This window comes from Bacteroidia bacterium, assembly GCA_019695265.1.
In the GTDB taxonomy this organism is placed as follows: Bacteria; Bacteroidota; Bacteroidia; order JAIBAJ01; family JAIBAJ01; genus JAIBAJ01.
Genome location: JAIBAJ010000011.1, coordinates 15715 through 35380, shown reverse-complemented (window position 1 = coordinate 35380; position 19666 = coordinate 15715). Strand labels below are relative to the sequence as shown.

The following is a 19666-nucleotide window of genomic DNA, read 5'->3' as shown; positions in this document are numbered from 1 at the left end:
CGGAAGGGGGCCCGCCTAAAAACAAGAACCTTAAAACAATTAAAACTAGTGAAAAACCGGTTAAAAACCCGGATTATAAGGGATTAACTTTCTATAATTTCCCAACTTTCGCTCACCCACTTCCGTTCGATTAAGGTAGGCCACAAACTCAGCAATTGGCGATCCTGCTTGCCCCAACCCGGAATACCAACCACGCCGGGAGGACCGTTCAAACCAAGACAAATGATGGATTGAAAGGCCATTTTTCCGGTTCGGGTATCGGAATGTTTTACCACCACCCGAATGCCGATTTCATTGAGATTGTCTAGAATTTCTTTGGGAGGCAAGGGCGCTGCATTTCCGTGAATACCGTTAATTCCGATGAGCTGAAACTCTTTGCGTTCAATTTTGATAGGAAGGGTACTCCAAATTTCTTGAGCTGCCTGAATGAACTTTTGGGCTTTCTCGTACGCAAAGGGCCAGGAAAAGAAAAAGAATTGGTCGCTCATAAAACCCTCATTTTGGCCAATGCATAATTTCAGCTTTTCCGGACGAGGCTTGCCTTTTACACCGGTTAATTTTACCAAACCTTCTTTTTCCTCGGTGAGTGAAATGGAGGTTAAATCAACAATTACATCCGGTGTAATGTAATGAGAAGGGTCGTGAATTTCGTAAACCAATTGTTCGCGAATGGTATTGCGGCTTACTTTACCACCTTGACTTTCCAATTTAGAAAACAAGGCAGTTCCATCTTCGAAAACCTCGGCAATTGGGTAACCCAAATTACTAACGGAATAATCCATAGGCCATTCGGAATAGCTATTTCCACCACTTGCTTGTCCGCCACATTCTAACACATGTCCGACCGTTATACCCGAAGCCAAGAGGTTTAAATCGGATTGATTGAGGTCGCCTTCTAATTTCCAGCCAAATTCATAAACCAGCACGGCCAGGAACAGGCAAGGATCGGCCACCCTACCGGTAATGACGATTTGGGCTCCGGCCTGCAATGCTTCCACCACCGATTTACAACCAATATAAACATTGGCATTGGCAATATCGTGGGTTTGTTCCGCATAAGGTAATTGAGAGTCCAGGTTGGCCAATATTTCTCCTTGCTCCAACATGGAAGGGATTTTATCCAATAAATCATCACCTGTTACAACTGCAATTTTACAGCCTTTTACTCCGTTTTTAGCCAAACCGGCAGCCACCTTTTGGGCGGCAGATTGAGGATTGAGTCCGCCGGCATCAGTTACGATTTTCATACCTTGCATAATGGCTGCCGGATAGCAGGTGTTAGCAAGCAATTCAATATCGCGGGCATACCCCAAACTTGGGTCCTTTTGACGATCTTTTTGTAAAATAGATAAGGTTAATTCCGCTAAGGCATCGTGTACCAGGTAGTCGGCACCACGTTCCATAACAATTTTAATGGCCGCCATTGGACTATCGCCATAAAAACCTTGAGCACCCGCAATTCGAACTGATTTCATAGCCACGAAAATAAATCAGAAAGCAATGAATGGGCGTTAAAAAAATCCTTGTTGAAAATTATTCCGTAAGAATGGGCATTTCCTCACCACTTCCCACCACAGCAGAAATAAAAATATCATTCATGGAAGGAATTAATTCTCGGAAAGAATCAATATGCCCAACATCTAGTAATACTTTAATTAAATCATTGGAAGTATTGTTATTCAATAATTTAATTTTCGCTCTTATGGTATTGCTATCAACGTTTTTTATTTCACCCAATTCAAAATTTGTCCACAAGGCATTGGAAAGTTTAATAGAATTGGTATCCGACAATTCCACTTCATAGGTCATGCTTCTGAATTGTTTTCGGATATCATTCACATTGCCATCCAGAACCACTTTGGATTTATTAATTAAAGCAATGTGGTCGCACATTTCTTCAACGGATGACATGTTATGGGTTGAGAAGATGATGGTAGAGCCTTTTTTCTGTAGTTCTAATATTTCGTTTTTTATCAGGTTGGCATTAATTGGATCAAAGCCGCTGAAAGGTTCATCAAGGATAAGTAAAGGTGGTTCGTGCAAAACAGTTACAATAAATTGAACTTTTTGAGCCATACCTTTGGATAATTCTTCAACCTTTTTCTTCCACCAATCTTGAATTTCAAACCTTTCGAACCAGTATTTTAATTTTGCAAGAGCATCTTTTCTACTTAATCCTTTTAATCTGGCCAAATAAAGAGCTTGCTCACCAACTTCCATTTTTTTATACAAGCCTCTTTCTTCGGGCAAATACCCAATCATGGCCGTATGTTTAGGTTGAAGGGTTTCGCCTTTAAAAAGAACCTGGCCTTCATCGGGGCCGGTTATTTGGTTGATAATTCGAATTAAAGACGTTTTCCCTGCACCGTTTGGACCTAGAAGTCCAAAAACACTGCCTTCATTTACTGAAATAGTTACATTTTCCAGGGCGGTATGCCCGTGGTATCTTTTGGTTACATTCCTAACGTCTATGATATGCATCTTACTGAGCGAATAATTTAACCATGGTTGATAAAAAATGTCGAAGATCCTTCCGTTCAACAATTTTGTCTAAAAATCCATGTTCAAGCACAAATTCCGCTGTTTGAAATCCCGGAGGAAGTTCTTTACCAATTGTTTCTTTAACCACCCTTGGGCCTGCGAATCCGATTAAAGCACCTGGTTCAGATATATTGATATCTCCCAACATGGCATAAGAAGCTGTAACACCGCCGGTAGTTGGGTCGGTTAACATGGAAATATAGGGCAATTTAGCCTGAGCCAATTGAGTAAGTTTAGCCGAGGTTTTTGCCATTTGCATTAAAGAATATGCAGCTTCCATCATCCTTGCCCCACCCGATTTGGAAATAATTACCAATGGTAATTTATGTTCAATACAATAATCGATGCTACGGGCAATTTTTTCACCAACCACACTGCCCATGGAACCACCTATGAAATTAAAATCCATGCAGGCAATTAAGATGGATTCACCTTCTACATCGCCTACCGCAACAGCCATGGCATCCTTTAGTCTGGTTTTACGAATTGTATTCTCAACTCGATCTTTATAAGGCTGAGTATCGGAAAAATCGAGCGGATCTCCACTTCTTAGTTTTTGGAACAATTCATGGTATTCACCTTCATCAAAAAGAATTGAAAAATATTCTCTTGAATTAATTCGCTGATGGTAGGCGCATTTTACGCAAACCCACAAGTTGGCTTCATTGTCAGCCGCGGTGGCAATGTGTTTGCACTGAGGACATTTGTACCACAACCCTTCCGGAGTTTCTTTTTTCTCCCGGGTAGTGGTGGTAATTCCCTGTCTAATTCGTTTAAACCAACTCACAAGCTAGCGTAATTAGGCTACAGTAATTTCTTTGGACAAATACACATCCTGAATAGAATTCAACATAGAAATTCCTTCAGCAAAAGGCTTTTGGAAGGCTTTTCTACCTGAAATAAGTCCTTGACCACCGGCACGTTTGTTTACAATAGCAGTTGTAACGGCTTCTTGTAAATCGGTAGCGCCTTTGGATTCACCACCTGAATTAATTAAGCCGATTTTACCCATGTAGCAATTGGCAACTTGGTAACGACACAAATCAATTGGATGATCGGTAGTTAGTTCGGAATAAACTTTTGGATGGGTTTTACCAAAATTTACAGCATTGTAACCGCCGTTATTGGTTGGCAACTTTTGTTTAATGATATCAGCTTGAATGGTTACACCTAGGTGGTTGGCTTGTCCGGTTAAGTCAGCACTGGTGTGGTAATCCACTCCATCTTTTTTGAATGCTGAATTTCGGGTATAGCACCACAAAATGGTTGCCATGCCTAATTCATGTGCTTCTTCAAAAGCTTGTGCAACTTCAATTATTTGTCTGGCCGATTCGTCAGAACCAAAATAAATGGTTGCTCCAACAGCGGCTGCTCCCATATTCCAAGCTTCACGCACCGAACCAAACATAATTTGATCGAATTTATTAGGATAGGATAAAAACTCGTTGTGGTTAATTTTTACAATAAAAGGAATTTTATGGGCATATTTTCTAGAGCAGGTTGCCAAAACACCATAAGTAGAAGCAACGGCATTGCAACCACCTTCAATTGCTAATTTCACGATGTTTTCCGGATCAAAAAACATAGGATTCGGAGCAAAGGATGCACCTGCTGAATGCTCAATACCTTGATCTACAGGTAATATACTTACATATCCGGTATTGGCCAAACGTCCGTTTCCATAAATTGATTGCAAACTACGCATTACTTGATTATTGCGGTTGGTACCTGCAAAAATCCGATCCACAAAATCACCTCCCGGTTGGGCAATGGTGTCTTTTGTAATTGTTTTGCAGGAATGATCTAAAAAGTAGGAGGCTTTATCTCCAAGTAAATCAGCGATTTGTGCGTAGTTCATGTTCTTAAATGAATAGTTTTAAGGATTGCAAAAGTAAAGAATTTGACATGCGAAGATTGATAAAGTTTTAGCCTTTTCAATTTAAGGTATGTTCATGTATTTATGAGTTTGGAGTGAAACCCTCCATTGGGGATTAGCCATTACATAATCAATAATAGCCGGCATCATCTTCTCCCTCCTACTCCATTCGGGCTGTAAAAACAAACGACATTTTTCATGTACTTTTTTGGCATGTTCTTCGGCCCATTGGAAATCATTTTGGTTATAGATAATGCATTTTAGTTCATTGGCTTTGGGCAAAATTTCAGGCAAGGGAGGAAGGGTTTTCTTAGGACTTAAACAAATCCAATCGAGATTTCCGCTTAACGGATACGATCCGGAAGTTTCAATATGAACTGAAAATCCCCTGTCTTTTAATTGCTTCGAAAAGGCGGATAAGTTATACATCAATGGCTCTCCTCCGGTAATAACAATGGTACGTGCCGGAAATTGAGAAGCATTTTCAACGATAGCATCAATAGATGTTAATGGATGAATACTGGCATCCCAACTTTCTTTAACATCGCACCAATGACAACCTACATCACAACCGCCAATACGGGTAAAATAGGCTGCGGTTCCGGTGTGGAATCCTTCTCCTTGAATTGTATAAAACTCCTCCATCAAAGGCAATAGCAAGCCTTGATCCAAGAGTACTTTTTGATCTGCAGTCAAACTGAAATTATTTCTCTAAAATAAAAAACTCCCAAGGTTTCAATTTGATTTTATCACCTGCTTTTAAGGTTTTGGTATCACCTTTCATCACATCTTTCCCTGAAAATTCTACACCTAGGTCGGTTTCAACAGGCTTTTTGGAGAAATTGGCAACATATAAAACCTGACTATCTCCATTTTTGCGAACGAAAGCAAAAACGCCTTCACCTCCTTTAGCAGAAATTCGCTCATATCCGGCCTCTCCACCGGCATATAAAGCCTTGTTTCTATTTTTCAAAGAAGTTAATTTGCTGTAAAAATCAGCCAGTGGGTATTTTCCCCAATCAATTACATCTTTATCAAAAAACTTTAATCTCTTTTTTAGTCCTGATTCCTGTCCGCTATAAATCAAAGGCATACCCGGCAAAACAAAACTTAAGGCCGAAAATGCATCTCTGGCAGGACCCATCCTTTCGTATTCAGTGCCATTCCAAGTGTTTTCATCGTGGTTGGTAGTGAAATACAAACGATAGGCTTTAGGTCCGTACAAAGAATCATTTCTATGTAAAACCGAATCCAATGAACTAACTTTCATTTTTCCTCCGGCTACCATATTCATCACATGGAAGGTGCTCCAGGTGTAGGAAGCATCAAAACATTGGTCATGAAATTCCGGACGCTCGCCTTCGGCTAACATAAATACAGGTTTAATAGAATCTAAAGCCGGACGAACACTGTTCCAAAAATCAACAGGAACCATTTCTGCCACATCGCAACGGAAACCATCAATATCGGCTTCTTTGATCCAGAACTTAAGACTTTCAATCATTTCCTTGCGCATCTCCTTGTTATCGTAATTCAAATCAATCACATCACTCCAATCAGCTACAGGAGGAACAAACTTACCCGTACTGTCTTTGGTAAACCAATCCGGGTGCGGACCTTTCCAAACATTGTCATGAGCCGTATGGTTAGCTACCCAGTCAATAATAACCTTCATTCCCAAGGCATGAGCTTCTTTTACAACAGCCTTAAAATCTTCCATTGTACCAAACTCCGGGTTTACTGCCTTGTAATCTTGTACACTGTAATAACTGCCCAAACTGCCTTTGCGTTGCTCTTTTCCAATGGGATGAATAGGCATAAACCAAACAATATCTACTCCCATATCTTTCAGTCTTTTCAATTGGGTCTGGAAAACCTTTAAGGAACCCTCTTTGGAATACTGTCTAAGGTTAACTTCATACATGGTAGCATTTTTAGACCATTCCGGGTGAATTACTTCCTTTTTCTTAATACCAATTGAATCATTGGTGGCTGTTGGTGGTGTAGGTGTTTTTTTATCAGGTCCGCAAGAACTGAATATTACAAGTGCACCTGCAGTTGCAGAAAAAAGAAGAGTTTTTAATGATTTCATAACTATTGAAACTTTTAGTTTTTGGAAATTTTTAGTTTTCTAAAGCTTAACCGTTGAATTCGGCAATTTTCTCCTGTGCATATTTTCCATCTGCCAGGTTTTGCTTGATTTTGGTAAATGCAGAGATGGTGTAATCCACATCTGCTAAGGTATGAATGGCAGTTGGAATCAAACGTAACATGATAATTCCTTTCGGAACAACCGGGTAAACGACCATGGAGCAAAAAATATCATAATTCTCACGCAAATCTTTGATTAGGTGAGTAGCTTCCGGAATGGTTCCATTTAGGTAAACAGGAGTTACAGGCGATTCTGTATTTCCGATACTGAAACCGGCTTCAACCAATCCTTTTTGCAACGCATTAACTATTTTCCACAAATTCTCTCTTAGTTTGGGATTGGAACGAAGCAGTTCCAAACGTTTCAAAGCACCCACTACCAATGGCATCGGTAATGCTTTGGCGAAAATTTGAGAACGCATATTGTAACGAAGAAACTCGATTACATTTTTATCGGCCGAAATAAATCCTCCAATTAATGCCATGGATTTGGCGAAGGTTCCAAAGTAAATATCAACTCCATCTTGAACGCCTTGAGCTTCAGCGGTTCCTGCACCGGTTGGCCCCATCGTTCCAAAACCATGGGCATCATCAACAAAAAGTCTGAAATTGAATTTTTTCTTAAGTGCAACAATGTCTTTTAGTTTCCCTTGGTCACCACTCATACCAAAAACACCTTCCGTAATCACCAAAATTCCACCATTGGTATCCTTTACTAAATTGGTAGCCCGCTCCAATTGTTTCTCCAAATTGGCCATGTCGTTGTGTGGATAAACAAAGCGTTTACCAATATGCATCCGAAGTCCGTCAATAATGCAGGCATGAGCCTCACTATCATAAACAATTACATCATGTCTGTCTACCAAACTATCAATAGCCGAAACCATACCTTGATAACCATAATTAAGTAAAATGGTATCTTCTTTGGACATAAATTCCGACAATTGAGCTTCCAATTGTTCATGTAAATCACTGTTCCCGCTCATCATTCGGGCTCCCATTGGCAAACCAAGTCCAAACTCGGTACTGGCAACCGCATCGGCTTTTCTTACTTCCGGATGATTGGCTAAACCTAAATAATTATTGAGAGACCATACCAATCTGGTTTTCCCACGAAATATCATTTTATTACTGATATCACCTTCCAATTTCGGGAAAGTAAAATACCCATGAGCATCTTTAGCATGCTGCCCTAGTGGACCGCGATTATCCTTAATTTTTTCAAAAATATCTTTCATTGCGAATGATTTGGATGCAAAATTAACCAGTCGGGAATAAGTACATTCATATTTAATAAGATGTTATGAACCAATTGTTCTTAAATATAACTGATTCATGGCTTTTTTACTATCATTCATCTTGTCTTTCACGGAAAATTGAATCATTTTTTAAAATATATCATATTTTTTTTATTTTTGTACCAAGTAGATTTTCCATAGTTTGTTTTTTTATTTAAAACCTATTGCCCCTTTATAAAATAAGGCTTATGAAAGCACTCCAACCCCATGAGGCTATACTTCAACACCAATCAATCCAAATTAATTCAATCTTTCTTAGAAAGTAAATTGAATCAAATGCAGGTTCCTTTTGAAAGCCTGGGGAATCATGAAATAAAGCTGCCTACCGATAGCTCTAAGGAAGAGATTGGCAAAATAAAAGATGAACTTAAAGATTTTGGATTCGAGTTTATTGACCACCCTAAAAAAGTACTGACTCAACGAATCAAAGAGTGCATACAATTGTGGATGGAAAATCAGGACCAGTTTCATACCATCAAAATTTCTTCGTTTTTATCAGAAAAACTCCAACACCACTATAGCTATTTATCCAGCGTCTTTTCCGAAACAGCTCATATCTCCATCGAACACTATATCATTCTAAAAAAAATTGAATTGGTAAAAGACTTGTATGTTAATAGAAACTTTACTTTAACAGAAATCTCTTATTTGTTGAATTACAGCAGTGTATCCCACTTATCATTCCAATTCAAGAAAACCGTAGGTTTAACTCCAAAGGAATATAAAAACTATATTATTCTACGAAAAAAAGACCTGTAATTCTGTCAATTTAATGCATCCATGTTGTCTCCAGTAAAGGTTACTGTTTTATTAGTTAGTACCTCCGAAAAGGTGTTTCAATATTTCTCTAACCAAAACCTGCTTCCCACTTTTCTTGTTAATTGGATTTGGATTAAAAATCCGGCAGAAATTATGACTCATTTTGATTTTATAAATAAAAAAAATCCTGAAATTATTTTATTTGAGTTGAACGATAACGACCCTTACGTTTTTAATCAATTGCAAAAATTTAAAAATAATTCGGTGAGCGGCGCTGCTACCATAGGGGTATTTTCCCAACTGATTGAGAAAAACAGAGTGGAAAAGGCTTTTGAAAATTGGGCCAACATTTATTTACATCTCAAGCCTGATGAAGATTTGCATCGCTCCAACCTTATAGATATTTGTTTGTTGGATTGGCAATACCGTCTTGGCGAATTCGATCGTTCAAATTTCCTGTTGCTAATTTAAGGAAGACTTATAAGTTAATTATTCGAATTATTTAGATATCAAAATACTTACTTAGGCGGGCCCCCTTCGCCCAACTAAATTGGTACAAAATCCAAAACAACTTGCATGGGCTTCGGGTCACGCTATCGGCTGTAGTCCTCGCCCCCCTAGGCTAACGCCGTCGGGGTTCTGTGGGCTACTTGCCTCTATCGTTGCCCGAGGTGCCGCCTCAACCTGTAGTTTCTAATCCAACATGTCACTGTATCTATTCATACTCCGCAAGGGGTTATACTTTCTGTTACACCACTGTGTACTAAGAAATTGGCCAATTACGAATTTGAGCTTATGTGGTAAGTGCGGTTTCAAAAATTATTTAAATGATTGATAATAAATTGATTGAGTGTTTTTCATCAGACCCTAAATAGTGAGAAGCCTTGTAACCTTAAGTGGTTGCAATCGGTGTAAACCTACTAAGCTTTTTACACAGCCAAAACCTTGCTCCTAACTATGGCTTAGGTGCAAAATGAGGCAAGAGCAAAATAAAGTAGAATTCAAAAACACAATCCCCTACTAATCAATTAGTTAAAATTTCATATAGTTTGGATAAAACAGACAAAAATGCAAGTTGTGAATCTATTTTTGTAGCATGAATAAAACGGTTGCCAATGCGGATGAAGCCATCCGGGGAATTGAAAGCGGAATGACCTTAATGTTGGGCGGATTTGGGTTGTGTGGAATTCCGGAAAATTGTATTAATGCATTAGTAAAGAAGGGTGTAAACCAACTTACTTGTATTTCAAATAATGCAGGAGTGGATGATTTTGGGTTGGGATTGCTGTTAAAGAACCATCAAATTAAAAAGATGATTTCGTCCTATGTAGGTGAAAATGCTGAATTTGAAAGACAATTATTATCAGGCGAATTGGAAGTGGATTTAATTCCTCAAGGCACTTTAGCAGAAAGATTAAGGGCGGGTGGAGCAGGCATTCCTGCATTTTTTACACCGGCGGGCTATGGAACCGAAGTAGCACAGGGTAAGGAAGTTAGAGAGTTTGATGGGAAAAAATATATTTTAGAAAATTGGCTAAAAGCTGATTTTGCGATAGTTAAAGCCTGGAAAGGAGATACACATGGTAATTTAATATTTAAGGCTACTGCTCGTAATTTCAATCCAATGATGGCCATGGCAGGAAAGATTACTATAGCCGAGGTGGAAGAATTGGTACCTGCCGGAGAACTCGATCCGGACCAAATCCATACACCCGGAATCTTTATTCAACGTATTTTTAAAGGAGTTGACTACGAGAAACGCATCGAGCAAAGAACTACCAGAAAAAGAGAACTTAGTTTGTAGCCGAACATGCATTTCAAAAAGACACTTTTATTGTTTTTGCTTTTTGCATGTGTAGGAATTACCGCAGAAATTTTCTTTACGGCTATTTATGATGCCGTAAAACAGCATGGAACCCCTCACTTTTCTTTAAAATTTCAAGGACAAAGTTATATCTGGATGTTTCCAATCTATGGTTGCATTAGTTTCATGGGTCCTATATTGGTGGATCGAATTCATTCATGGAATATCTTTTTGAGAGCCCTTATTTATGCAGTAGTCATTTTTAGTTTTGAATTCTTAAGTGGCTGGCTATTAGAGGTTTTTACAGGAAGTTGTCCTTGGAAGTACCGAGAAGGATTGCATATCGCCGGCTACATCAGGCTCGATTATGCCGTTGCTTGGATGGGATTTGGATTGATGGTGGAGCAAATTTATTTGTTTGCATCCAAGGTTTTAGATCATTTTCACGCACATCATCCTTAAAGGAAAAGGGTAATAAACAATTTGGTCTTAGTAACTATTTCAGTTAAGAACACGTTAATAGTTTGTTGAAAACATTTTTTTATTTCCTTTGGGTAAAATTTTGTGTGGATTGAAAAAGCTGCTTTTTGTACCATTTATTATCGGGCTTCTACTTTTTCTCAGCACTTGTCGTAAAACCGAGGAGAATAATTTCCTTAAAGGTACATGGCAAATAAACAGTATGAAGATCAACAAGGATACTGCCGATCCATTCATTTTATTTTTTCCTAATTATAATCCTGCTATTGGTGATTATCAGTATAGTTTAAATTTTGCCGAGAATGATGTAGTAATCGCTTCCTATGTCATCAATGACACCCTTTATTACACCAAAGAAGGAGAATGGCAATTAAACTCGACCAAGGAAATGCACTTGGTTTTGGATAACTTCATTAATGGCACTTTTACATTAGATAAATTAGACTCAGAGAATTATAACCTTACCAGTGACCAAGATTCCAACTATATTGAGTCCTTGGATACGGTTGTAAGATTGACCATCAAATTGAATCGACTGCCGGCAAACTAAGCCTTACGATACTCTTTGCCTTACTGCTTCGTACAATAATATACCTGCCGCAACTGACACATTGAGACTTCCGGTTTGTCCGAGCATTGGAATTTTCACTTGGGCATCACATAATTTAAATAGGTTGGATGAAATACCTGTCTCTTCTGATCCCATTAGGATAACCGTTGGTAAACTTAAATTGGTTTGATAGTAAAATGAATTAGCCTTTTCGGTAGCAGCCACAATTTGAAGCCCGGAAGTTTTGAGATACACAAGGGTATCGGTTAAATTTTTCACTTTACAAACCGGAATATGGTTTAATGCACCAGCAGAAGTTTTTATGGTATCCCCATTAATCAAGGCAGATCCTTGGGCTGGAACAACAATAGCATGAGCACCGGCACTTTCAGCAGAACGTGCAATAGCACCTAAATTTCGGGTGTCTGTTATCCTATCCAAAACAACAATTAATGGATTAAGTCCTTTCTCAAAAATACCTGTCACAATTTCTTCAATGGGCTGATAATCCACTTCTGAAATTAGAGCCACAACCCCTTGGTGATTTTGGCGGGTAAACTGGTTAAGTTTCTGAATTGGAACATGTTTAACTACAACCTTCTTATCAGAAAGCCATTTTTGCAATTCCTGAAAACCTTGTCCTCTCAAACCGGTTTGAACAAAAACCATTTCCAACTCCTTGCCGGCCTTAAGTGCTTCCAGTACAGGATGTATTCCAAAAATAATACCGGATTTATTTCTATTCTCCATTTAACTAATTGATTCTGCGATTTATAAAGCTATTTATTTGATGTATCAATTCCAGAGGTTGATATTTTCTCCAATTGAACTCCTCTTCTACCAATTCTACACAATGATGGATTCGGGAAAGTTTCATTTCACGGATAACATGTTCTCTAAAGTTCAAAAAAACAATCCATCCATCTTCCACATCCTCCATCCATTCCTGATAATACTCGTCATCTGAACTATGAAAATTAAGAACGTTTTCACCAATTAAAATAAAATGATTAATTCCACGGCTAGAGAAATGGTCAACAATTTCCCTTTTTAAATACATGATATCGTTGTGAAGTGCATCGTTCCATTCACCAATCAATTCAATAATTGCGGCATTGGAATCGGTGTAATCGGCATAGAGAATTTTCAAATATAAAGTTGAAGAGCCAAAATTCTCCCATTGAGGATGGATGTAATAATTATATACAGTGTTGGTAAAATACAATTCACTATGCTCCACCTGGTAAAAAGGAGAGAACGGATCAGATTCGGCAGAATAATGACTATCCCAATGGTAAAAAGGTTCAATATCATGCATTCGCTGCAAAAGTAAACAGGAAATCAGGTAATTGGATGCTTATTACTAAATAGAACGAAGTATTCTACTTAGAAGAAAATTGTTGTCAATCCAGGTTTTCACCTTCTGATATATTTAAAACAGCGAACTTCCTCCTTTATTTCCAAGCCCAAATTGGTATGAAGTTAGAGAAAAATTAGTAATTGAAATGATTGAAAATGAAAATTGGTTTTTATAGTTTTAGAATAACCACTTTACAACTCTCTACCAAATTAGGTGTACTATTGTACTTTCGTCTTCAAAAAAGCGGTTGTTTAACGATTATTTCCATAGGTTCAAGATATTTTTATTAAAATTGCCTATTCGAAATGAAAGCTATTTTTGGCATTTGTATAGGATTGCTCATATTCTTAGGCAGTTGTAGAAAAACTACAACACCTGAAGGAGAAGGCGAGAACTTAGTTTATGCTAAGCAATTTACCACAACAGCAGATGAAGAGCACCTGGAAGGAAACTACCAATCGGCTATGGCAAATTATGACTTTGCTATTTCATTAAGCCCTACTTATGCTATTGCCTATTGCAACCGAGGAAAAACAAAAAAAGAACTTAAAGATTACAACGGAGCATTAGCAGATTATAACAAAGCCATTGCTTTGGATCCCAAAATGGCAGAAGCTTATATTAATCGTTCGGTTATTCTAGGTTTATACCAAGATAGTTTAGGAGAATTAAGAGATGTGCAAAAAAGCTTGGAACTCAATCCTAACCTAGCCGAGGGTTACAATGCAATGGGAGTAATTTACCGAAAAAAAGGCGATTTTACCAAAGCAATACAAATGTATAACCGAGCAATAGCAATTTTGCCTACCAATCCTATATTTTACAACAACCGTGGAATGTCTAAACGCAAACTCATGGACTATTCCGGAGCACTAAAAGATTATACCAAAGCCATTGAATTGGATCCCAAATTCGCCTTGGCATATTACAACAGGGCTATTGCCAAAATTAAACTTGGAGATTTAGTTTCTGCCGAAGAGGATAAAGAAATTTATTCGGAAATCGAATCTATGAAAACCTTTCAATAGCCTATTTGTTTATTTGACATTCATCGTTGTTGTTGGTTTTTTTTAATAACTATTTTCCTACTTTTTAATTGGCTAATTATTTTCACCTTGGAAATTATTAGATTTTTTATTTCCAATTGAACTGAAATTTCAAATTTCTTCCAATTGAAATAATTCATTAATTATCAACGTTTTCCGAAATATTTATTCCATTCAAAATGAAAAGGATTTTTCTTATCAGCCTTTTAGGAGGACTACTAATTTCATTGTCTACCTTAAAGTCATTTCAATGTTCTAATGCAAGGGGTATTCAAGCCGAGTTATTTCCACCAATCAATCCTGAATTTGCAGAATATATTCAAGCATTTACGGCAGGCACCATTTCAACTAAGAGTTCTATTAAGATAATTATGTCTGCCGATGTTGGCTTACCTGTTGAATTAAATACAGCAGTGGAAAATGAGTATTTTGAATTTGAGCCGAATATTTCTGGAAAGGTAGTTTGGACTGATGCCAAAACAATTGAATTCAAGCCAGATCAGAAATTGGCTTCAAATCAAATCTATAAAGCCAGTTTCAAACTGGAGAAATTACTTCCTGTTAAAGATGAATTAAAGCAATTCAATTTTGCCTTTAAAACAATTAAGCAGGATATTCAAATAGAAATTGAAAATGTATTAGGACATTCTGCTACAGAAGAAGGGTTGGTTGGTATGCAAGGAAGCGTTGTAACTGCCGACGCCATAGATGGGCAATTATTGGAAAAAATCTTTACATTTAAAAGTCAAAAATCCGGATTGGTGCCACTATGGGTTCACAGTGCCGATCAACGCAGTCATAGTTTTAGTGTTGATAGTATTCACCGAGGACAATCGGATAGTGAAGTTTTAATTCAATACGATGGATCAAGCATTGGAATTGACAAATCGGATGAATTGAAAATTGAAATTCCGTCCATTAATACCTTCCAGGTAACCAAGGTAAGAACTGTAAATGCGGGTGAGCAATATGTTTCAGTACAGTTTTCTGATTATTTACCTGAACAATTTTTACCTCAAGGTTTAGTTGAATTGGAAGGGCTAAGCGATATTAAATATTACCATAATGCTAATGAAGTTAGGTTATATACTTCATCCAAAATAACAGGTTCCTATACCTTGAAAGTATTAGGAGATGTTTCAAACGCTCATGGTAAAAAGCTGGGGAAAACTTATACTGCTTCGGTTTCCTTTGCAAATAACTCTCCGGCAGTTAAAATCCTGGGAAATGGCACTATTTTGCCCGATGGTAAAGGTTTAATTATTCCTTTTGAAGCAATTAATTTAAAGGCTGTTGATGTAAAAATAGTCAAAATTTTCGAGAACAATATGACCCAATTTCTTCAAACCAACTCCATTGGAGATAATGGTGAACTGGGAAGAGTGGGTAAAGTAGTCAGAAAAAAAACAATTCTTTTAAGCAATTCAAATTCCCCAACCAATGATTGGAAACAATATGGATTAGATATTTCTAAATTGGTCAAAACCGAACCAGGAGCAATTTATCGGGTTAGTTTAAGTTTCAAAAAAAGTTATGGAATTTGCAATTGTCCAGGTGTTAGTAATAGCCCGATTGAATTGGAAGAAATGCATGCGGATCAGGAAGAGTCTCAAGGTCCAACCCGTTGGGGTTATTACTACGATTATTCAGAAAATGATTACGAAGAAGGTGAGGGATATGAATGGTCGCAAAGAGATAACCCTTGTAACATTGCCTACTACCGGGAGGCTCGTGCCCAAACAAGAAATATTTTGGCCTCCAATTTTGGCATAATTGCAAAAAAAGGCAACGACAACACCTATTTAATAGCAGTAAGCAACCTCAATACCGCACAACCATTAAGTGGTATCACGGTTGAATTATACGATTATCAAAAACAACTCATCCATACCGGAATTACCAATGATGAAGGGTTGGTGTTGACTACCCTTAAAAATCCTGCATTTATCATCGTTGCAAAAAAAGGAGCTGAACGAGGCTATCTAAAGGTGGATGAATGGTCAAATCAACAATTAGGCATGTTTGATATAGGTGGAGAAACCGTGCAGAAAGGTATCAAAGCCTTTATTTATGGAGAAAGAGGTGTTTGGAGACCGGGTGATTCTTTGTTTCTAAACTTAATTTTAGAGGATAAACAAAAAAGACTTCCGGAACATTTGCCTGTAATTATGGAATTGTTTACCCCTCAAGGTCAGTTGTTTAAACGCTTGGTTAAAGCCAATCCTTTGAATGGGTTCTACACCTTTAAAGTAGTAACAGATAAAGGTTCTCCTACAGGAAATTGGACCGCCAATTTTAAAGTTGGAAGTACTAGTTTTTCCAAAACCCTGAAAATTGAAACCGTAATGCCTAATCGGTTAAAAATCAATTTAGATCCGGGAGTTGAAAAGTTTACATCCAATATGAATTCCCAAGAAATAAAACTTAATTCCAAATGGTTGCATGGAGCACCTGCCAGAAACTTAAAAGCAGATGTAGCTGTGAGTTTTGGAAAAATTCCAACCGAATTCAAATCGTTTAAAGGATATACTTTCGAAAATTCAAATAAATCCATTGAAGGAGAAGAGTCCATCTTGTTTGATGGTAGGTTAGATGCCAATGGAAATACCAACTTCACACTTTCGTTAGACAATGAAGCCAAAGGCAATGGCATGGCTAGAATTTACTTCAAAACCAGGGTTTATGAAGAAGGAGGAAATTTTAGTATTGACAAATATTCGATCGATTATTCGCCTTATTCTCACTATGCCGGTTTTATTAAACCCGGTGATGCCTTGCAACCCAAACCTTTGATTACCGGTAAGGAACAAACGATCAAAGTTGTTTCAGTAAATGAACAAGGCCTTGGTACATCAGGCAGAAAAATGAACCTGGTTTTGAAAAAATTATCATGGCGTTGGTGGTGGGATAATGAGGATGGTGATTATGATTATGAAAGTTACGAATACGGAACCGAAACTATCAACCTCGAAGAAACAACTGGAAAGGATGGATTATGTCAGTTTATAGTAAAGATAAAGGACAATGATTGGGGAAGATACAAGTTGGAAGTTACTGATGTGGAAAGTGGACATACCGCCAGTTCGGAAATTTGGTTTGATTGGGAGAATTGGTGGACGAGACAAGGCGATGGAGGAAAAGCGCCTTCAACCATCAATTTTAGCTGCGATAAAGAAGTTTATGAACCCGGTTCAGACATTAAATTATCCATCCCGGGTATGGAAAACAGCAAGGCCTTAATCAGTCTCGAATCCGGATCCCGAGTAATTAAAGCATTTTGGGTTAATTTAAACAAAGGTCAAAATGAGGTAAAATTTAAGGCTTCTCCTGAAATGGCCCCCAATATTTACGCCTATGTAACGCTGGTTCAGCCTTTTAACCAAACTATAAATGATCTTCCCATTAGACAATACGGTGTAATTCCAATTCGAATTGAAGATCTGAAGACACACTTAAAACCTGTTATTTCCATGGCCGATGTTGTTGAACCCGAATCTAAAGCCACTGTACAGGTAAAGGAAGCAAATGGAAAAGCTATGACTTATACCTTAGCCATTGTTGATGATGGTCTATTGGATTTAACCAGATTTAAAACTCCTGATCCATGGTCCCATTTTTATGCCCGTGAAGCCTTGGGCGTTAGAACATGGGATTTATTCGATCAAGTTATCGGAGCCTGGGCCGGAGAAATTGAAACAGTTTTAGGAATTGGGGGAGATGAAGGTTTAAATGGTAAAGAAGGTTCAAAAGCTAATCGTTTTAAACCTATGGTCAAATTTTTGGGACCGTTTTACCTGGAGGGCGGTAAAACCCAAACCCATTCCATTGCAATTCCTGCGTATGTCGGTTCAGCAAGAGTAATGGTGATAGCAGGACAAGATGGAGCCTATGGATTTGGAGAAAAAACGGTAACGGTTCGAAAACCATTAATGGTATTGGCAACCTTGCCCAGAGTTTTAGGACCAGAAGAAACGGTTAAACTCCCGGTTACCGTTTTTGCGATGGAAAAATCTGTGAAGGATGTTACGCTACAAGTTAAGGTTGGCAACAAGGTTTCTGTAGTTTCGTCTTCCGTTCAAAACCTACATTTTAATGAGGTTGGAGATCAGGTTGCAACATTTGAATTAAAAGTAAATAACACCACTGGAGTAACTAAAATCGGTGTTTTGGCAAGTTCAGGAAAACACCAGGCAAAAGATGAAATTGAAATCGAAATCAGAAATCCAAATCTACCTGAAACCAGGGTTGTTAATGAACTGGTTGAACCCGGAAAATCCATAACTTTAGACTATGCTGCATTTGGATCATTGGGTACTAATAAGGGCAGTATTGAAGTATCTTCTGTTCAAAATTTTGGATTAGAAAAGAGGTTGGAACAACTTATTGTGTACCCACATGGCTGTATTGAACAAACAACTTCATCCGTATTTCCACAGCTGTTTTTAAGTAAAGTTATGGACTTATCTCCAGAGTTAAAGGCTGATATAGATAACAACATTAAACATGGTATTGACCGGATTAAAGGTTTCCAAACTACTTCCGGAGGATTATCCTATTGGCCTGGTGAACAATATGCCGACACGTGGGGAACCAATTACGGTGGCCATTTTATGTTGGAAGCAGAAGCTAAAGGTTATAGCTTACCTTCCGGATGGAAATCAAAGTGGATTGAGTTTCAAAAAACAACTGCCTTAAGCTGGAAACCTTATAATTACCACCATGGCTATTATTTTTATGATGACGACCTTATTCAGGCTTATAGACTATATACCCTGGCCTTGGCTAAAGCGCCTGTCTTAAGTGCCATGAATCGCTTAAGAGAAAAATCCAATTTAAGTTTTCAAGCCAGATGGAGGTTAGCTGCTGCTTATGCCTTAAGTGGTCAAAAAGAAATTGCCTCCAAACTAATCGCCAATCAACCTACTACCGTCAAGTTCTATCGGGAATTAGATTATAGCTTTGGTTCAAACACGAGGGACGAAGCTATGATCTTAGAAACTCTAACCTTATTGGGGCAAAAGAACCTCAGTTTGGCTTTAGTTCAAAGACTTGCGAAAGAAATGACAAATGACAGTTATTGCAGCACTCAAACTACGGCTTACACATTAATTGCCCTTTCTAAGTTCTTTGGAAGTTCCAGTCAAAAAGGAGTTTCAGGTAACCTGATTATCAATGGGGTTAATCAAACCTTTAAATCCACTTCGGTTAGCTATAAACAAGATTTAAAAATGGATCAAAAGGCTAAAGGAAAAATCCAAATAAAAAATGATAGTAAAGGAGGTCCTTTATTTGTTCAATTAACCATATCAGGTCGTCCATCCTTTCAACAAACCAAAGACTATTCGAGCAATATGAATATGAATGTGCGCTATACCGATTTGAAAGGTAACCCGATTTCTGTTTCAAAACTGGAGCAAGGAACAGACTTTATTGCAGAAGTAACTATTGCAAATCCAATTAGTTCATTAGACCTAAGGCAATTGGCATTGTCTCAAGTTTTTGCCAGTGGTTGGGAAATTAGGAATGTTCGTATGGAAGACAATAGCAATTTAGGCAAACAGCTTAGTAACAGCAGTTTCACCTATCAGGATATTCGAGATGATCGAGTGTATACCTATTTTAATTTAGATAGAAATCAGACAAAGGTTTTCAGAATACAACTAAATGCTGCTTACTTAGGGAGATTTTTCTATTCCGGACCTAGTTGTGAAACCATGTATGACAATAACTACTCAGCAAGAAAGGCCGGAACCTGGGTTGAGGTAGTTCAAGAAGTTCCTCCCTCCTAGCCTTTACATAAT

Annotated in this window: 16 protein-coding genes; 7 read left to right on the top strand and 9 right to left on the bottom strand. The window is 37.9% G+C overall.

All coding sequences use genetic code 11. From position 1 onward, the window contains the following. Positions 1–83 precede the first annotated feature (83 nt). From K1X82_03400 to K1X82_03370, 7 genes are all read right to left on the bottom strand, one after another. Positions 84–1475 carry a DUF1446 domain-containing protein gene (locus tag K1X82_03400; GenBank protein ID MBX7181136.1) on the bottom strand — a complete coding sequence of 464 codons (1392 nt, stop codon included), beginning with the start codon at positions 1473–1475 and terminating at the stop codon, positions 84–86. Positions 1476–1533: 58 nt separating this feature from the next. Beyond that, positions 1534–2481 (bottom strand): ATP-binding cassette domain-containing protein, encoded by a 948-nt coding sequence (locus K1X82_03395; GenBank protein ID MBX7181135.1) that lies wholly within the window; start codon positions 2479–2481, stop codon positions 1534–1536. 1 nt (position 2482) lies between these two features. After that, positions 2483–3328, bottom strand: coding sequence for an acetyl-CoA carboxylase, carboxyltransferase subunit beta (gene accD / locus K1X82_03390; protein ID MBX7181134.1), 846 nt, complete (start codon positions 3326–3328; stop codon positions 2483–2485). A 12-nt stretch (positions 3329–3340) separates the two neighbouring features. After that, the gene (locus tag K1X82_03385; GenBank protein MBX7181133.1) at positions 3341–4399 is read right to left on the bottom strand and encodes a class I fructose-bisphosphate aldolase; all 1059 of its coding nucleotides are present in this window, start codon (positions 4397–4399) and stop codon (positions 3341–3343) included. 81 nt (positions 4400–4480) lie between these two features. Then, complete coding sequence (locus K1X82_03380) at positions 4481–5062, bottom strand: 7-carboxy-7-deazaguanine synthase QueE (GenBank protein ID MBX7181132.1); 582 nt, start codon at positions 5060–5062, stop codon at positions 4481–4483. 58 nt (positions 5063–5120) lie between these two features. Continuing rightward, on the bottom strand, positions 5121–6509 hold the full coding sequence (locus K1X82_03375; protein ID MBX7181131.1) for an alpha-glucosidase C-terminal domain-containing protein: 1389 nt from the start codon (positions 6507–6509) through the stop codon (positions 5121–5123). A gap of 46 nt (positions 6510–6555) precedes the next feature. After that, entirely contained in the window at positions 6556–7806 is a 1251-nt protein-coding gene (locus K1X82_03370; GenBank protein ID MBX7181130.1) for an aminotransferase class I/II-fold pyridoxal phosphate-dependent enzyme, read from the bottom strand. 267 nt (positions 7807–8073) lie between these two features. On the opposite strand from K1X82_03370, the gene K1X82_03365 reads away from it, so the two are divergent. The 5 genes from K1X82_03365 to K1X82_03345 all read left to right on the top strand — a co-directional run bounded on the left by K1X82_03365 (position 8074) and on the right by K1X82_03345 (position 11459). Further along, on the top strand, positions 8074–8625 hold the full coding sequence (locus K1X82_03365; GenBank protein MBX7181129.1) for an AraC family transcriptional regulator: 552 nt from the start codon (positions 8074–8076) through the stop codon (positions 8623–8625). A gap of 21 nt (positions 8626–8646) precedes the next feature. Continuing rightward, entirely contained in the window at positions 8647–9096 is a 450-nt protein-coding gene (locus tag K1X82_03360) for a hypothetical protein (GenBank protein ID MBX7181128.1), read from the top strand. A 625-nt stretch (positions 9097–9721) separates the two neighbouring features. Continuing rightward, the gene (locus K1X82_03355) at positions 9722–10429 is read left to right on the top strand and encodes a CoA transferase subunit A (protein ID MBX7181127.1); all 708 of its coding nucleotides are present in this window, start codon (positions 9722–9724) and stop codon (positions 10427–10429) included. Positions 10430–10435: 6 nt separating this feature from the next. Next, positions 10436–10891: a hypothetical protein gene (locus K1X82_03350; protein ID MBX7181126.1), complete on the top strand. Its 456-nt coding sequence runs from the start codon at positions 10436–10438 to the stop codon at positions 10889–10891. A 109-nt stretch (positions 10892–11000) separates the two neighbouring features. Then, positions 11001–11459, top strand: coding sequence for a hypothetical protein (locus tag K1X82_03345; GenBank protein MBX7181125.1), 459 nt, complete (start codon positions 11001–11003; stop codon positions 11457–11459). Positions 11460–11462: 3 nt separating this feature from the next. On the opposite strand, the gene rlmB is transcribed toward K1X82_03345, so the two are convergent. Next, positions 11463–12209 (bottom strand): 23S rRNA (guanosine(2251)-2'-O)-methyltransferase RlmB, encoded by a 747-nt coding sequence (gene rlmB / locus K1X82_03340; GenBank protein MBX7181124.1) that lies wholly within the window; start codon positions 12207–12209, stop codon positions 11463–11465. Between the two features lie 4 nt (positions 12210–12213). Next, positions 12214–12777 (bottom strand): hypothetical protein, encoded by a 564-nt coding sequence (locus K1X82_03335; protein ID MBX7181123.1) that lies wholly within the window; start codon positions 12775–12777, stop codon positions 12214–12216. Between the two features lie 347 nt (positions 12778–13124). Here K1X82_03335 and K1X82_03330 point away from each other — a divergent pair, with 347 nt between their 5' ends. Then, a complete protein-coding gene (locus K1X82_03330; protein ID MBX7181122.1) occupies positions 13125–13847 on the top strand; it encodes a tetratricopeptide repeat protein in 723 nt (240 codons plus the stop codon). Positions 13848–14044: 197 nt separating this feature from the next. Then, the gene (locus K1X82_03325) at positions 14045–19654 is read left to right on the top strand and encodes a hypothetical protein (GenBank protein MBX7181121.1); all 5610 of its coding nucleotides are present in this window, start codon (positions 14045–14047) and stop codon (positions 19652–19654) included. Positions 19655–19666: the final 12 nt, after the last annotated feature.

Bases quoted from the DNA above. Each gene is read 5' to 3' on its own strand.
- K1X82_03400 (MBX7181136.1), bottom strand. From the start codon at position 1,475: ATGAAATCAGTTCGAATTGCGGGTGCTCAAGGTTTTTATGGCGATAGT.
- K1X82_03395 (MBX7181135.1), bottom strand. From the start codon at position 2,481: ATGCATATCATAGACGTTAGGAATGTAACCAAAAGATACCACGGGCAT.
- K1X82_03385 (MBX7181133.1), bottom strand. From the start codon at position 4,399: ATGAACTACGCACAAATCGCTGATTTACTTGGAGATAAAGCCTCCTAC.
- K1X82_03380 (MBX7181132.1), bottom strand. From the start codon at position 5,062: ATGGAGGAGTTTTATACAATTCAAGGAGAAGGATTCCACACCGGAACC.
- K1X82_03375 (MBX7181131.1), bottom strand. From the start codon at position 6,509: ATGAAATCATTAAAAACTCTTCTTTTTTCTGCAACTGCAGGTGCACTT.
- K1X82_03370 (MBX7181130.1), bottom strand. From the start codon at position 7,806: ATGAAAGATATTTTTGAAAAAATTAAGGATAATCGCGGTCCACTAGGG.
- K1X82_03365 (MBX7181129.1), top strand. From the start codon at position 8,074: ATGAGGCTATACTTCAACACCAATCAATCCAAATTAATTCAATCTTTC.
- K1X82_03360 (MBX7181128.1), top strand. From the start codon at position 8,647: ATGTTGTCTCCAGTAAAGGTTACTGTTTTATTAGTTAGTACCTCCGAA.
- K1X82_03355 (MBX7181127.1), top strand. From the start codon at position 9,722: ATGAATAAAACGGTTGCCAATGCGGATGAAGCCATCCGGGGAATTGAA.
- K1X82_03350 (MBX7181126.1), top strand. From the start codon at position 10,436: ATGCATTTCAAAAAGACACTTTTATTGTTTTTGCTTTTTGCATGTGTA.
- rlmB (MBX7181124.1), bottom strand. From the start codon at position 12,209: ATGGAGAATAGAAATAAATCCGGTATTATTTTTGGAATACATCCTGTA.
- K1X82_03335 (MBX7181123.1), bottom strand. From the start codon at position 12,777: ATGCATGATATTGAACCTTTTTACCATTGGGATAGTCATTATTCTGCC.
- K1X82_03330 (MBX7181122.1), top strand. From the start codon at position 13,125: ATGAAAGCTATTTTTGGCATTTGTATAGGATTGCTCATATTCTTAGGC.
- K1X82_03325 (MBX7181121.1), top strand. From the start codon at position 14,045: ATGAAAAGGATTTTTCTTATCAGCCTTTTAGGAGGACTACTAATTTCA.